This is a genomic window from Spirosoma radiotolerans (genome assembly GCF_000974425.1).
Taxonomy (GTDB): Bacteria; Bacteroidota; Bacteroidia; order Cytophagales; family Spirosomataceae; genus Spirosoma; species Spirosoma radiotolerans.
This window is the reverse complement of the sequence record NZ_CP010429.1, coordinates 406526-421694: the sequence shown is the minus strand read 5'-3', so window position 1 is coordinate 421694 and position 15169 is coordinate 406526. Positions and strand designations below refer to the sequence as shown.

The 15169-nt window shown below is 52.1% G+C and carries 9 protein-coding genes; all 9 read right to left on the bottom strand.

From position 1 onward, the window contains the following. Nucleotides 1-78: 78 nt before the first annotated feature. Nucleotides 79-846: a hypothetical protein gene (locus SD10_RS01730; protein ID WP_148562365.1), complete on the bottom strand. Its 768-nt coding sequence runs from the start codon at nucleotides 844-846 to the stop codon at nucleotides 79-81. 71 nt (nucleotides 847-917) lie between these two features. Next, the gene (locus tag SD10_RS01725; RefSeq protein ID WP_046375402.1) at nucleotides 918-3275 is read right to left on the bottom strand and encodes a hypothetical protein; all 2358 of its coding nucleotides are present in this window, start codon (nucleotides 3273-3275) and stop codon (nucleotides 918-920) included. Between the two features lie 165 nt (nucleotides 3276-3440). After that, nucleotides 3441-4214 carry a C1q-like domain-containing protein gene (locus tag SD10_RS01720; RefSeq protein WP_046375401.1) on the bottom strand — a complete coding sequence of 258 codons (774 nt, stop codon included), beginning with the start codon at nucleotides 4212-4214 and terminating at the stop codon, nucleotides 3441-3443. A 71-nt stretch (nucleotides 4215-4285) separates the two neighbouring features. Further along, nucleotides 4286-7963 carry a DUF6923 family protein gene (locus SD10_RS01715; RefSeq protein ID WP_046375400.1) on the bottom strand — a complete coding sequence of 1226 codons (3678 nt, stop codon included), beginning with the start codon at nucleotides 7961-7963 and terminating at the stop codon, nucleotides 4286-4288. A gap of 100 nt (nucleotides 7964-8063) precedes the next feature. Beyond that, a complete protein-coding gene (locus SD10_RS01710; protein WP_046375399.1) occupies nucleotides 8064-9902 on the bottom strand; it encodes a hypothetical protein in 1839 nt (612 codons plus the stop codon). Nucleotides 9903-10116: 214 nt separating this feature from the next. After that, the gene (locus SD10_RS28530; protein WP_052731036.1) at nucleotides 10117-10842 is read right to left on the bottom strand and encodes a hypothetical protein; all 726 of its coding nucleotides are present in this window, start codon (nucleotides 10840-10842) and stop codon (nucleotides 10117-10119) included. Between the two features lie 97 nt (nucleotides 10843-10939). Next, complete coding sequence (locus SD10_RS01700) at nucleotides 10940-12490, bottom strand: Ig-like domain-containing protein (protein ID WP_046375398.1); 1551 nt, start codon at nucleotides 12488-12490, stop codon at nucleotides 10940-10942. A gap of 1166 nt (nucleotides 12491-13656) precedes the next feature. Further along, nucleotides 13657-14385: a LytR/AlgR family response regulator transcription factor gene (locus tag SD10_RS01695; RefSeq protein ID WP_046375397.1), complete on the bottom strand. Its 729-nt coding sequence runs from the start codon at nucleotides 14383-14385 to the stop codon at nucleotides 13657-13659. A gap of 115 nt (nucleotides 14386-14500) precedes the next feature. Then, entirely contained in the window at nucleotides 14501-14977 is a 477-nt protein-coding gene (locus SD10_RS01690; RefSeq protein ID WP_046375396.1) for a hypothetical protein, read from the bottom strand. Nucleotides 14978-15169 lie beyond the last annotated feature (192 nt).

Here is a 15169-nt window from a genome sequence, read left to right as displayed (position 1 = left end):
CCCTATTTAATTAAGCAAAATGCATAGGCGCGCTTATTGAACAGGATCAATGAAAAGTGATGTGCTCAACCAAATTTTCTAATTTGAAAGTTTGACTATTTCCAGCGATGAAACTGAATAAGTCCAGTCGGCAAAGGAAGGATTGCTTTGCACTTGCATCGTGACTTTGTCACCAGCAGACAATTTGACAACAACAGGAATGGTTCTGGAAAATCCGGTGTTGGCTGGCACAAAATCATTGATTAGTTTACGGTACAGAGCGCCATTTACGTAAATAAAAGCAGCCCGGCCTGTCCCGCTGGCTACGTTAGCCGTAGATTCAATGTAAAATGAAACCAAATAGAATCCTGATGAAGGAGTTGTAAACTCGTCCGTTGAAAGATTGAAATTGGAGTTTTTATCAAATTCAGTGGTTGTATAGTTCACTTTGTAAACGATACCAGAATTTACTAACGTGCTGGTTGACATAGAAACTCGCAAGGCCGCATCAGCACTTTGGGTTTGACCTATGGCTACCCAACCGGTACCATCCCAGTAATACTCCCCAATCTTTTGATCCAGGGTCGGGTATTTTTCATTGGTTGACGTAATGGAAGGATTGGTATTGTAGACGTGCATTCCCGGCGAAGTTGCTACCGTCCCTGTCCCCAGAACCGGAGCCCAGGTGGTGGTATTGGTCAGGGAAACCTGCGGCATACGGATGCCCTTATCGGCGGATTCCACCTCCAGCGCCGAACCGGGAGCAATAACGGTTGTATTGGTTCCGATTTTCACCTGTGCCTGCGCTATGAGCGAACTGGCAATGAAAGCTACTACCGCCAGTATGAAGTTGATCGTTGTTTTCATTGTCTGCATTCGAGTTATAAAATGAAATTGTGTCTTCAGTTACGTTTGGGTGCCGAGTCCGTCGGCGACGGTTAGTTGCTTACGGTTACCAGCGAGGTTACCGGTGCGCTTGTACAGCCGCCCTGTGTGGCGGTGAAGGTATACGTGTAGGTGCCCGCTGGTAAGGTTTCGTTCACTGTCACGCTCCCGGTTCCGCTCCCGCTGGCCGGCGTAGGGGTAGCGGGCGTTCGACTCCAGTTGATGGTTACAGTGGTCGGCATAGTCGTTGCCGACACGGTGGTTTGTTCCGCCAAACAAACAATAGCCTGTACGGGTGTTACTTTCAGTACCGGGGCGGGGTTGATGGTCAGTGTGACCGTTTTGGTGTCGGAACAATTGCCGCTCTGTGCCCGGATCGTGTACGTTATCGTCTGTGGTTGGCCGGTGGTGTTACCCAGCCCGGCAACGTTGATGGTGGCGCCCGTGCCGCTTTGCCCCAGGCTGTTGGTCCAGGTAATGGGCGCCCCTCCATCGCCCGTCACCGAGAGGGTGGTGCTTTGCCCCGAACAGATTGTCAGGCTGGGCGAGCCGCTAATGCTCAGACTGGGCTGCGTGGCCACGGTGACTGCCGTGGTGGCCGTACCCGAACAGCCTTGCGTATCGGTTACGGTCAAGGTATAGGTGCCACTTTGAGCCGATGTTGAGAGGGCCAGCGTCGGGTTAGGCAAGGTGCTGGTAAACCCGTTGGGGCCACTCCAGGCGTAGCTATAGGAGCTATTGCCGCCCGAGCCACTGCCCGATAAGGCCAATGTACCGGCGGTACAGAGGGGGCTGTTGCTACTGGCACTGGCGACCAAAGAGCCGACCGTGATCGTTACTGTAGCGGTTTTGATACAGGCCGCACTGGCGGTGGGATCGCTGACGGTGAGGGTATAGATACCGCTCATGGCTGAGGTTGCCGAGGGAATGGTGGGGTTGGCCAGGTTGCTGGTGAAACCGTTGGGACCGCTCCAGGCGTAGGTCACCGCCCCGGCATTGCCCGTAACGGTCGAGGCCAGGCTGATGGTCTGCCCCACGCAAACCACCGTGTTGCTGGCCGATGCACTGGCCACCAGTGTACAGCAGTTGTTGACAACAATGGTACAGGTGATGGTGGTCGACGAGGGACAGGAAGCCGACGACGAGACACCCCAGATTTTATAGGTGTAGGTGCCGGCCGTGTTGAATAACTGGCTGATGTTGCCCGTACCCGTGGTGTTGTCTTCCACCCGCAGCCAGTTGATGGTGGCCGGCACACTAGAGTTGAAGGTGATGGCCCCGGTCTGGCCCGAACAGATCGTTTGGGAACAAACCGAAGGGGTCAGGATCGGCACCGGGTTGACCGTCACAGTCGTGACGGTTGTATTGGTGGGACAACCAACTATTGGTGCCGTTGAAGCTGTGTAGGTATAGCTCACCGGTGTAGTGCCGGAAGCCGTTGGGTAATCGCTGATGTTACCAATACCGCTCAGGTTGCCCGGCATCCGATTCCAGAGCACCTGCTGGCCCGTTGGGCTGGTGGTGTAACTGATCGCAGCCTCCACGCCGGAGCAGATCGACAGGCTGGTAACGCTGGGCGTGATGGTAATAGTCGGGCACGCGCCTGCCAGGGTGTAAACCGTATAAGAACCGGGTACGACGGTCGCGTTGGTGGTAATCGAACCCGCCGTCACCGATGCACTCAGGCCATTGAAGGTACTAGCACTGGTATTCTGCGCCAAAGAGCTAGCATCCACCGTCGAGGGAATGGCGACCCATTGGGTACCATCCCAACCGACAATGGTCAGGTTGTTCAGGTTGGCACCGACCATGGCACTGATGGGCGTGTTGGCATCCCAGGTCAGCGTAATTTTAGCCGGGGTGTTGCCGTCGATGTCCCAGTATTCGACGTTATCAACCACGCCGACGCCCGTTGCTTTGGAGGCAGTGGAAAACGGGCCGCCTGCGGGCAACACGCCGTAGTTGCCGCCCATCAGGTTGCTGGTGGTGGCCAGACTTGGATCGACGCCGAAATAGGCCGCCGTGGTGGGCGCCGAACTCGACGAGGCCGAAACCGCAGCCGGGCGGTATTTATTGTTATCGCCGATGGGGAAGGTAAACGCACCGGATTGGTAGGTACGCACGTAGCCATCCACAAACGCCGTGCTGCTAGCGTTGATCCAGGTGCCGTTGGGGTTAACAAAGCTGTACATCCCGATAATGGGTTGCCGCTCCGACCCGATGATCCCGGCGTTGATGGTGCCGCTGCCGGTCACGAAGTTGTGCTGCTTATAAATAGCCGTTTCGGCTTTTGTGTGCGCAAAGGTGCTGCCAAAACTGCCGGACTGAGCGTGTACCCACTGGGCTATGACGGTCAACACAAATGTCAGAACGATCCCGAACCTGTGTTTTTTGGTAAAAATCCCCATCATCGAATTATGAGTTAAAATCTGTATTATCTTCTACTGAATGACTGAATCTGCCTGGAACTGAAAAGAACGGGTTGCCTTCGTACCAGGTGGAAGGCTGAGGCTCGGGCAGTTTTTACGCATTGCCCGAAACAGGATGATCGTACCGACAAAGCCCGAAGGCACGGCCTAATTGGATAGTTTGGTGATTTCCAGAATGGCCGAACCAAACCGCCAACCACCAGTACTTCCACCGCCGGCATCACCAACGGTTATCCAGACAGTATCTCCGGCATTAAGATTTAACAAAGCGGGAGTAGTGCGGGCAAAGCCAGAACCTGCAATGACATTGTCATTGAATAAAATTCGATCGCCTGTTCCATTGACAACCAGAAAAGCAAACCGCCCTGTTGCGTAGCCTAATATTTCAGGAGTCCCGCAGTTAACGTTAAAGTTTATGAGATAATAACCAGCGGATGGCGCGGTAAACTTGTCGGTGGTTAAGTCAAAGTTTGTTCCTTTATCGAATTTTTTTGAGATGAAATTTACAATCCCTCCTGTTGTAACTGACTGAGACCCCGCAAATTCGACCCGGAGGACTGCGTCGGTGCTTTGAGTCCCCCCAATGGCTACCCAGCCCGTTCCATCCCAATAATATTCCCCAATTTTAGCCGCTAGTGTTGGGTAAGAGGTATTGGTTGAGGTAATGTTCGGGTTAGTGTTGTACACGTGCATACCGGGCGCTGCCGGAACTGTTCCTGAACCCAGCATGGGTGCCCAGGTGGTTGTATTGGTCAAAGCAATTTTCGGCATCCGAAGGCCCTGGTTAGTACTTTCCAGTTCGAGCACGGAACCGGCGTGAATGGTAGTGGGGTTGTCCCCGATTTTCACCTGCGCCCGAGCCACCAGCGAACCGGCAACAAAGACAAAAAGTGCCAGTAGGATGTTGATCGTTGTTTTCATTGTCTGTATTCGAGTTATAAAAGTTGATAGAGATCCTGTTGTAAATGAGCTGCCGAATCCGTCAGCGACGGTTAATTGTTGACGGTTACCTGCGAGGTCGCGGGGGAACTGGTGCAGCCGCCCTGCGTGGCCGTGAACGAGTACGTATATGCCCCTGCTGGTAAGGTTTCGGTTATCGTCACGCTGCCGGTGCCCGTACCGCTGGCCGGCGTGGGCGTGGCCGGGCTGCGGCTCCAGTTGATCGTCGCCGTGGGCGAACTGGCCGTGGCGGTGACGGTTGTTTGCTCCGTGGCACAAACTACGGCCTGCAATGGCGTGACTTTGATCGTCGGAACCGGGTTGATGGTCACGGTAACGGTTTTGCTGTCGCTACAGGTACCCGCATTCGCTAAAATGACGTAGGTAACGGTTTGTGGACTGCCACTCACGTTGATCAGTCCGGCAAAATTGATGGTGGCGCCCGTGCCGCTTTGCCCCAGGCTGTTGGTCCAGGTAATGGGCGCCCCTCCATCGCCCGTCACCGAGAGGGTGGTGCTTTGCCCCGAACAGATTGTCAGGCTGGGCGAGCCGCTAATGCTCAGACTAGGCTGCGTGGCCACGGTGACTGCCGTGGTGGCTGTACCCGAACAGCCTTGCGTATCGGTTACGGTCAAGGTATAGGTGCCACTTTGAGCCGATGTTGAGAGGGCCAGCGTCGGGTTAGGCAAGGTGCTGGTAAACCCGTTGGGGCCACTCCAGGCGTAGCTGTAGGAGCCATTGCCGCCCGAGCCACTGCCCGATAAGGCCAATGTACCGGCGGTACAGAGGGGGCTGTTGCTACTGGCACTGGCGACCAAAGAGCCGACCGTGATCGTTACTGTAGCGGTTTTGATACAGGCCGTACTGGCGGTGGGATCGCTGACGGTGAGGGTATAGATACCGCTCATGGCTGAGGTTGCCGAGGGAATGGTGGGGTTGGCCAGGTTGCTGGTGAAACCGTTGGGACCGCTCCAGGCGTAGGTCACCGCCCCGGCATTGCCCGTAACGGTCGAGGCCAGGCTGATGGTCTGCCCCACGCAAACCACCGTGTTGCTGGCCGATGCACTGGCCACCAGTGTACAGCAGTTGTTGACAACAATGGTACAGGTGATGGTGGTCGACGAGGGACAGGAAGCCGACGACGAGACACCCCAGATTTTATAGGTGTAGGTGCCGGCCGTGTTGAATAACTGGCTGATGTTGCCCGTACCCGTGGTGTTGTCTTCCACCCGCAGCCAGTTGATGGTGGCCGGCACACTAGAGTTGAAGGTGATGGCCCCGGTCTGGCCCGAACAGATCGTTTGGGAACAAACCGAAGGGGTCAGGATCGGCACCGGGTTGACCGTCACAACGGTGACAGTCGGCTGACTGGGACAGCCGTAGATATTGGAATGAACTGCTGTATAGGTGTAGCTAATGGGCGAGGTGCCTGTTGCACTCAGCGCTTGTGACAGACTGCCGGTTCCGGTCAGGCTGTCGGGCATTCGGACCCAACTTACGGTTTGCCCGGAGGGTACATTGGTGTAATTCAGGGTAAACACCCCTCCACTACAGAGAGACGTGCTGGAGGGCGTTGCCGTTGGGGCGGCAGGCGTCAGACTAAAGCTGACCGGCACGCAGGCTTCGTTGTTGCTGGCGACATCGCCCGGGATGTTGGTGGTGTTATCCGCGGTATTGCAATCCGTTGCGCCGTTGTTGGTGGTTTGTCCGAACGCGCTGGTAATCTCCGCCCGGTTCGTCACAGTAAGAGAGCAAGTACCCGTTGTGGCCTGGGCGGTCAGACGGAGAATAACCCGGTTATCTGTTCCTACGTTCAGGTTTTTGACGGTCAATTGCACCGTACCGTTTGCACCCACGGCGGGTGTTGAAAGTGTGTAGGCCGTGGAGGCCAGGCTTGCACTATTGGCGTCGAGGACCTGAGCACTTTGGAAAACCAGACCGGTTGGCAGGACGTCCCGCGCAATCAAATCAGCTGCCGGGGAGGGGCCGTTGTTGGAGAGTGTGATATCGAAGGTAACCCTGTTACCGGACTGGCTTTGAATTACTTTGGCAATCTGCGGTTCCGCATAGGTTTGCGGGCAGGCGGCTGCGTCGTTCTGACTAATTGCCGCACCACTGCTCACCACGGTCGACCAGCTATTCGTTACCGTATTGTACCGTTGAATCGCACCCGTGAAATTTTCATAGGCGTACATGTTATTGAACTGATCGAACCAGATGGCACCGTAGACACCCGCGGGTAGGAAACCATTGGTTGGCGACACAATCGAAACCGCACCGGTGGTCGGATTGATCTTTTCAATCCGGCCGGACTGGTCGACGCTGTAAAGCAGGTTGTCGCCCGGGTTTAGCGACCAGTCACCCACGTATACCGCCGAACTCATCGTCACGGCTGTCGCGGTATACGGGATTGTATTCAGATTGACCGCGTACGCAATCCCGTCACTCGAATTCGCGATGTACATGATTCCGGCGGGACTAATATCCGCCGTATTATAGCCCAAAACGGGTAGTCCGGTGACATAGCCCAGGTCTTCAATAACGCCGTTGGCACCGACCCGGATTAAGGATCCATTATTCATGGAAATCGCATAGATCTTGTTGTCGACGCGGTTATACCCAGCCGCATTGTACAACATACTGCCCGTTCCGTCGATCGTCGTGAAGGAGTTGTTGGCGTACACAAACTTTTTAAGCGCTGTGTTGGTCGTGCCAGTGGGCTGTTGGGCAATGAACACCGATCCGTCGCAGGTGAACGAATTCGTGGCAAACCCGTTCACGCAGTTGAGGTAATTGGTAATGTCGGTTTGGGTAAAGGCGGAAGGTCCGATACCCGGAACGTTGTTAACATCCGGACCCAGGCTGTAAACAAAATCATCAATTAATCCATTGAAATAATTGCCGTTAACCGTTGAGGCCGCCCAGACATCACCAATTAAGGAAGCTCCGATGCCACCCGGTGTCACAACCGTTCCCAGCTGCAGGGTCAGGGTTCCACTACTGACCTGCGAACCATCCAGATAAAGCCTGACGGTTGAGGTGGTATTTATCTGGTAGATCAGGGCTACGTGGTGCCAGTTGTTATCGGTAATGGCAGGCCCCGCTAAATCGACGGTTGTACCGCTGAGGGTCCGAAGCCTGGCCTGTAACGTTCCGGCGTTTAAGCGAACCGCGAGGCCATTGGTAAGGTCGCCTTGCTCAAACAGGGTTTGGATACCGGAGGTCGGCGCATTCGCCTTGAACCAGAACATGATGGACGTACTGTTTCCGCCGTTGTGCATATAGCCCGAGGCATTGTCATACCGCAGGTATTGCGCCCCGTTGAAACTGGCTGACCTCACCCCCACCTTAGCCGTGGTTGAAAAGGTTGGCAGGGAAAACGTGCTGGTGATATCCTCCGTTGTAGCTGGAAACGAGATATCATTGTAGGCCGACTGATCGTTAAAGGTATTTTCAAACGAATAATAAGCCGTGGCATCGGGGGCACAGAAGGTCTGTGCCTGACCAGCTTGCGGTACTAGCCATCCGCCCAGTAAGCCCACCAACGCGAAAAGCCATTGCCAGCCGCCCCAACGCACCGGTTCATGGAGCCTTCCGGATAGACTACCACTCCGGACGGCAATTGGTTGGACCGGTGCGTTCGTTCTTGGACCTCCAGCGGGGCGGGCGACGGTGCGGTCTGCCTGAATAGTATACATTGTACTCATGGCAATGGTCAGTTTCGTTCTCATTGACTCCTTACTAGTTGCGTCCGCTGCTAAAGCGAGCGGCAATTGATTGCTTTGGCAAGCATTTTAATCTTTTTAGTTATCAGAATTTTGGCAGTCTCCTTTACTGCTGCACCGTAACCGGCACGTTCTGCACCGCGCTCGTACATCCGTTTACGCCCGTTGCCGTAAAACTATAGACGTAGTTGCCCGCCGGTAAGGTTTGCTGCACGGCCACCGTGCCTGTTCCGCTTCCCGTCGAAGGCCCTGGCGTTGTGGGTGTTCGGCTCCAGCTGATGGTAGCGGAGTTGGGCGTCGCTGTGGCGCTCAGACTGATCTGTTCAATGGCACAATAAACCGCTGTGGAAGGCACCACCTGCAACACCGGGGCCGGGTTGATGACGACTTCGACAGTTTTGGTGTCCGTACACGAACCTGCCGTAGCGGCCACAACGTACGTGATCGACTGCGGCTGGGTACTTAAATTCTGAATCGGTCCGAACGGAATGCTGGTCCCTGTACCGGTTTGACCTAAACTATTGGTCCAGGTAATCGTCGAACCGTTGTTCCCACTTACCGCCAGTGTCGTGCTTTGTCCTGAACAGATCGTCAGGCTCGGCCCGGCGGCTATGGTCAGGCTGGGTTGCGTCGCAATGGTGGCACTGGTGACGAAGCTGGCTGTACAACCCGTTGAATTCGTCACCGCCAGCGTATAACTCCCTGAAGCCGCCGTAGTAGCGTTGGGAAGGCTGGGGTTTTGCTGGCTGCTGGCAAAACCGTTTGGTCCCGTCCAACTGTACGAACTCATCCCGCTGGTGGCCGAGAACGATAAGGTATTTCCCGCGCATTGCGGACTGTTGCTGCTGATGGTCACGGCGGGACGTTGCACTGCAACGGCTACCGTCTGAACGGCCGTACAACTGTTGGCGTCCGTTACCAGAACGGAGTAAATGGCCGTGTTACCGTCTCCGCTTGCCTGAATGTTTGTGACGGATGGATTTTGCAGGCTACTGGTAAACCCGTTCGGACCAGTCCAACTGTACGTAACGGAACCCGTATTACCCGACACCGCAACGCCAAGGGTAGCCGTTCCGCCCGGACAAACCGACGTGTTGCTGGCCGATGCCGTGACGGTCAGGTTACAGGGCTGGGCTCCTGCCAGCGTATAGACCGTGTAGGAACCCGGCACAATGGCCGCGCTGGTAGTAATCGAGCCCGCCGTTAGGGAACTGGGCGATCCGGTAAAGGCACTCGCGCTGGTGGATAAGCTCAGGGGGATCGCGTCGTAGGTCGAGGGAATATTGACCCACTGGGTACCGTCCCAGCCTACAATGGTCAATTGATTCAGATTACCGCCCGTCATGGCATTAATGGGCGTGTTGGTATCCCAGGTGAGGGTGATTTTAGCCGGGGTGGTGCCGTCGATGTCCCAGTATTCGACGTTATCGACTACGCCCACGTTGGCTGCCTTCGAAGTGGTGGGGAAAGCCGGGCCTCCACCGGGCAGAATGCCGTAGGTGCCCCCTTTCAGATCGCTGGTGGTAGCCAGGCCCGGATCGACGCCGTAGTAGGCCGCCGTGGTGGGCGCTGCCGCCGAAGAAGCTGACACGGCCGCCGGGCGGTATTTGTTATTATCGCCGATGGGGAAGGTAAACGCACCGGAGTTATAGGTACGCACATAGCCGTCGACAAACGCCTGATCGGTAGCTCCGACCCAACTGCCGTTGGGGTTGACGAAGCTGTAGACACCGATGGCCGGTTGCCGCTCGGAGCCGATAATCCCGGCGCTGATGGTTCCGCTGCCGTTCATGAAATTGTGCTGCCCGAAAATGCCCATTTCACCGCCGGTATGGACGAAGGTGCTGCCCGTGCTGCCGGATTGCGCCTGGACGAGCTGGCTTATGACGGTCAACACAATGGCCATGAAAGCGCCCCATTTGTGTTTGCTGGTAAAATTTCCCATCCCCTGATCTACGAGTTAACAACTTTATTTTCTACTACGTAATGACTGTTTTTAGCTGGATATTCAAAAGAACGTGTTGCCCCGTTTACCAGCGTAGGGGCGTTGAATCGCTGATGGGTTAGACCATCAGCAGATACTTGAATGATTGCGCAAGCATTTGTAATTTCGAACCTATACCAAAACAGCAGGCCCAGCTGTAGTCATTACTTTCACATTAAGGCACATAGTACAAAGACATTGAACCTGTATAGATGTTAGTAGCACAGCCGACAGGTTCGTAATTGATCGAATACGTGGCTTTAATGGTAACAACGTCATTTGCATTCAAATGTAAAAGTTCATTAATTGCGTTGGTCCAACCACCACCACGTCTTGGCAGGAGATTATTCCCTGCGAAAACAAGGGGATTTAATGCAGTACCATTAACATATAAAGTCAGGGAAGTTGCAATGAGAGCATTTGCGTCTGTACATCCTGCACCGTTTTGAAAGCCCGTTATGGTATTTAGTTGGTAATATCCAGTAGTCGGTACTCGTAAACCATTTCCGACTTTTGACATCCCTCCTTCTGAGTAATCAATGGTAGTATATTGTACCTCTTGGGATTGGAAATTAGAAGTAAATACTGGTGTGTTTCCACCTGTTATCCTCATTTTTGGCAATTGATCAATAGTATTCGAGCTAATTTTTTGCCAGCTTGCTCCCCCAACAGCATCAGAAGTCAATATTTTTCCGACCCCTTCCGTCCCGTCTTTAATGGTCAATTGTCCAGTCGTTTTATCGACTTTCACCTGCCGGTTTGGAGTGGATGCTTCGACTTCCAGGTTCGATTGCGGTTCAATAACCGTTGGATTGGACCCGATTTTCACTTGGGCCTGGGTCGCTAGTGTGCTGGCGATAACTACCAGCAATAGAAGGCTATACTTGATCATGGTTTTCATTGGTTGTGTCTTGATTTTACTTGGTTTCATCTTTCACACTCGATGACAGGTGCAGGATGGTAGCGGATTTCTGCTTTTCCCTGATACGCCTATCCGTTTAGCGGATTACCCGGCTTCCTCGCTTGGTTTGTGTAATCACGAACGGGATACAGGTATTCGGTTTGCAGCAGTTACCCGCCACAAACAGCACGGGGCAGCAGCCCTGAGTGGGGCACGCGTTTGTTGTGGAGGTGAAGCTGTAACTGCCCAGGGCGGTCACGTTGTAGGTCGATGCCGTTGCCCCCGGAATGGCGACACCGTTTTTAAACCACTGAATGCCCCCGTATCCAGCCGGTAACGATAGCTGATATACGTCTCCTTCGCAGAAGCTAACCGGGACCGCAAAGCAGGCAATGCTCTGGTCGTCTTCGGCGGGGTTGTTGTTGTCGGGCGTCGAGTTCAGATCGGTCTGATCGGCTTTGCTCACCTGGGCTTTATTGAACCAGGTTCCTTCGGCACTCACCCGCACGGTTACCACTAAGGTCGCTTTCCCGTTGGCAGCAATGGCGCCAATGGTCCAGAGGCCGGTGGTGGCGTTATAACTACCGTCGCCGGTAGCTGACTGATAGACTACCCCGGCAGGCAGCGTATCTTTCACGGCCACCCCGGTTGCGTTATTCGTGCTGCTGTTGGTTACGACAACGGAATAGGAAATGACATCATTGATGGCTGGTGTGGTGTTACTCACGGTTTTCTTCAACGACAGGTTGATGGTGGTAACGGGGGGCTGAGTTATGGTGATTCGCAGCCAGGCCTGATCGCACAGGGTTGGATTCTGTTGTTTGCAAACCTGATACCGTATGCTGTCTTTTCCCACATACCCTGGGTTGGGCGTATAGGTATAGGTGCCATCGGCGTTGAGCACAACGCTGCCATTTTTGGGGCCAATGACGGGAGCCGTGGTGACCACCAGTGGTGCGCCTACATCGTTGGTGACTACATTGCCCGACACGGGCACCCCAACGGTGGTAGAATTGACATCGTCGTTTGCTTTAACGGCGCAATAGTCGGGAATACAGACCTGGATGTTGCCAAAGTATTTGCTGGAGGTAACGTTGACCAGTCGGTAGCCAGCCGAATTCGTTGCGTCGGCAATGTATTCATTCATGCCCGTCACGGGGAAGGTGGTATCGGTATGCCAGCGCAGGCCAAAGCAATTGGAGGTAACCAGGCTTGTGTTGACAATATCGAACTGAATGCAGGAAACGGTGGTCCAGGTGGTGGGCACGAGTTTCGCTCCGGTTCCGGACCCGCCATAGGTGGTATTGAGTGAAACGGTACCCAGCGTGGGTCCGGCGGTACTCCCGTTCAGGTTTTGTGGGTTGTATCGGGTATCGCTGGCGGGGGCTACACTGGCGTAATTTTCCTGGCTGACAATAGCCGGGTTTTTAATTACCTGAGAGTCATAATCGAATCGGTAATTGGCATCACCCATCAGAAATGTACTATCTGTCGAACTGGATTTAACATCCACTCGGATGACCACCTTTCCGGTTACGCAGTCGAGCGATTTTACCGCAAAACGGACTGAAAACCTACCTTTCTGGGCAAACGCACCCGACACAGCGCCCAGGACCAGAAATATGAGGAAGTAAAGTTTTAATTTCATACAGATACGGTCAACGTGATGTAGTTACAGATGATTTGTGGCATTTAGTCATTAAAATTTGATAGCCTTTTTTGCATCAGTCCGATGTAAAGAATAGCCAAAAAATCATCCCGCCGGAATTACATCTATTAAAGACGGACGTCCATAACATAAGTAACCCGGCAGTTTGAAAAAAGCATTTTTAACTAATTGAACTCGGTCATTGCCGACATCGAATAGGCAATAATTACTAGATTAATAAGCAAATTAGAGCGCACACTTTACGCTCAGTGTAGTTTAAGCAACGAAAAGGAGAAAACTTGATATGAATGCAGTATTTTCTAGATACAAATGCTTAGATAAGCCGATACAGATAATTTTTAGACAAATAGGCGTGAAATAGGCGATTAAAATTGAATTCAAAAAGCGGAATTAAATCACAAAAGCTGCCAATTAATGTCTTGAATAGTTCAATTCGCCAATACGAATGAGCGCTATTTTTGTAGGTAAAATAAACTGTTGCGCCATTATTGCAGGTCTTTTTTTGCTAAGCAAATCGGTCTAGCAAGTATCTAGCCATACTGTCAAAAGAAGTGGCTATCTTTTTTATTCGGTTTACAGGAATGAGCGCCGTGCAGGCTCAATTGCCCGGCTCGTCATTCCGCCTGGACTGCAGTAGACGGTAAAAGAAAAGGGGCTGAACGGTGGCTATGGCTCTGTGCCGCCCGCCATAAATACTATTGGTTATCAGATATTTATACCAAATACCACCTATAAATCAACGTAACGCGAAGCATGGGCTTTTCTATTGATCATGAATCGATTCAGTGCCGTAGGTACGGAATGTTTGTAGAAAAATAGTCTAATGAATAAGCCATTCGTGCTTAGGTACGCAATCGAACAAATGGTTTTGTACCTACGGCACGTGGTCGGGTGAGCAGGGTATATGTACTACAAATATATCGTGCCTATGGCACTTCACAGTCTACAAATTACCGGGATGTCGGTTACTTACAACCAACACCCCATCAATAGTGCTTATGCCTGACATCACCTAAATAAATAGCGGATACTTAAGTTTAGTATTACCTAAAACGTAGCGCAAAATCACTCGAACAGACCATAAAAAAAAGGCTGACGGTAATGCGCCATCAGCCTTTTTTGTAACTAGAAATTAACTGTTTTTATTATTTCTCGACGCCTAGTTTTTTCAGTGTAGCATGTACACGGTCATGGTACGTTACGCCAATGGGAAGTTGCTTTTTATCAACATGAATAGTCTTTGTTTCTATTCGTGTAATCTGTTGAACGTTAACGATGGATGATTTGTGAATCCGGATAAACTGACTATTCTGAAGCTGGCTTTCTATTTTCGATATTTTCTCATTTGCTACCAAAATGCCTTGTTTGGTAAATACTTTTACATAAATACCATAGGGTTGAAAAAATTGAATATCTTCTAAATAAACGCGTACCGTTTTTCGACCCATTTTCAGGTAAATATTTCCCCGTTCCGGCTGAACCGTATACGAAGGTTTTGCCGCATCTGGCGATTTCAAGGCGAGTAAGGCCTTGTTCATGGCTCTGTATAAACGAGGAACCGTGTAGGGCTTTTTAATGAAGTCGGCCACTTTCAAATCGAAACATTGAACCGCATAGTCAGTATGAGCTGAAATCACAATAATGGGCGGATGGTCAGGCATCCACGAAATAAAATCAAGCGTAGATTTCCCTTTAATTTCGGCTTCCATGAAGAGCAAATCAATTTCCTGTGTGGTCAGCAATTGATAAGCGGCTTCAAGATTATCGCAGGTATAGGGACGATGAAACATTTTCGTCGCTTTCAGATCGTTAACCAGCGCATTTACATCATCGGAATTAGGATCTACAATAAGAGCCTGAAATAATTTAACCATGTTCGGAAAAGGACAGTTTACGGATTTACAGAGGTTTGGCAAAAAAAGATAAACGTGTGTCAAGCAAATCATATGGTGTACTCGAAAGCCCGATTATGAGCTGATAATCAGCCATTCATGGTTGACGGAGGGATGGCTCCTGCATACTTGGTGCGGCATTGGCTTTCACGATCTCCAGGTGTACTCCTTTAAAGCCGGACGCAAGATGCTGGCGGCACCAGGCATTTAGTTTTTCCAGTTCCTGTGGCTGCCAGGAATCTGAATTCAGAAGCCGCACCTGTAATTTGGCTTCGGTAAGTGTACAGGCTTTAAAGATGACCTTCTTGTCGGGGTCCGATAATTCGTTCAGTAGAGCGGCCAGGCGATCGAGTCGTTTCGTACTTCCATCCCAAAGGCCTAGTTCACGAGCCAGCCGATAAATCTCGGCGGGTTTCCATAAGTCCGGGTTTGTTCGACGGCGGTATTTGGAATTGCCGTTTAGACCCGTAATCCGGGTAAACTCAGATTTCGACAAGTGCTGAAACGATAAGGATCGTAAAACAGCCCCTCGAAAATGAAAGTAAGATTGTAGGTGCAGTAGAATTTGTTCCATAAGATTTAGTTAACCTGTGGAAACACTATGAGTAAGCCAAAGCCCGGTATCGTTCCGTGACCACAGGCCAGCCTTAAAGCATTTACTTTACCAGTGGCGTCTATAAGTGTAGCCGCCCTAGTCTGACCTGTGTAGGTTATACAGCCAGAGACTGGCCTGGCTCAGACAAATCACCGGTTCACTAGCTACCCC

Bases quoted from the DNA above. Each gene is read 5' to 3' on its own strand.
- SD10_RS01700 (WP_046375398.1), bottom strand. From the start codon at position 12,490: ATGAAATTAAAACTTTACTTCCTCATATTTCTGGTCCTGGGCGCTGTG.
- SD10_RS01690 (WP_046375396.1), bottom strand. From the start codon at position 14,977: ATGGAACAAATTCTACTGCACCTACAATCTTACTTTCATTTTCGAGGG.
- SD10_RS01710 (WP_046375399.1), bottom strand. From the start codon at position 9,902: ATGGGAAATTTTACCAGCAAACACAAATGGGGCGCTTTCATGGCCATT.
- SD10_RS01720 (WP_046375401.1), bottom strand. From the start codon at position 4,214: ATGAAAACAACGATCAACATCCTACTGGCACTTTTTGTCTTTGTTGCC.
- SD10_RS01730 (WP_148562365.1), bottom strand. From the start codon at position 846: ATGAAAACAACGATCAACTTCATACTGGCGGTAGTAGCTTTCATTGCC.
- SD10_RS01725 (WP_046375402.1), bottom strand. From the start codon at position 3,275: ATGATGGGGATTTTTACCAAAAAACACAGGTTCGGGATCGTTCTGACA.
- SD10_RS28530 (WP_052731036.1), bottom strand. From the start codon at position 10,842: ATGAAAACCATGATCAAGTATAGCCTTCTATTGCTGGTAGTTATCGCC.
- SD10_RS01715 (WP_046375400.1), bottom strand. From the start codon at position 7,963: ATGAGAACGAAACTGACCATTGCCATGAGTACAATGTATACTATTCAG.
- SD10_RS01695 (WP_046375397.1), bottom strand. From the start codon at position 14,385: ATGGTTAAATTATTTCAGGCTCTTATTGTAGATCCTAATTCCGATGAT.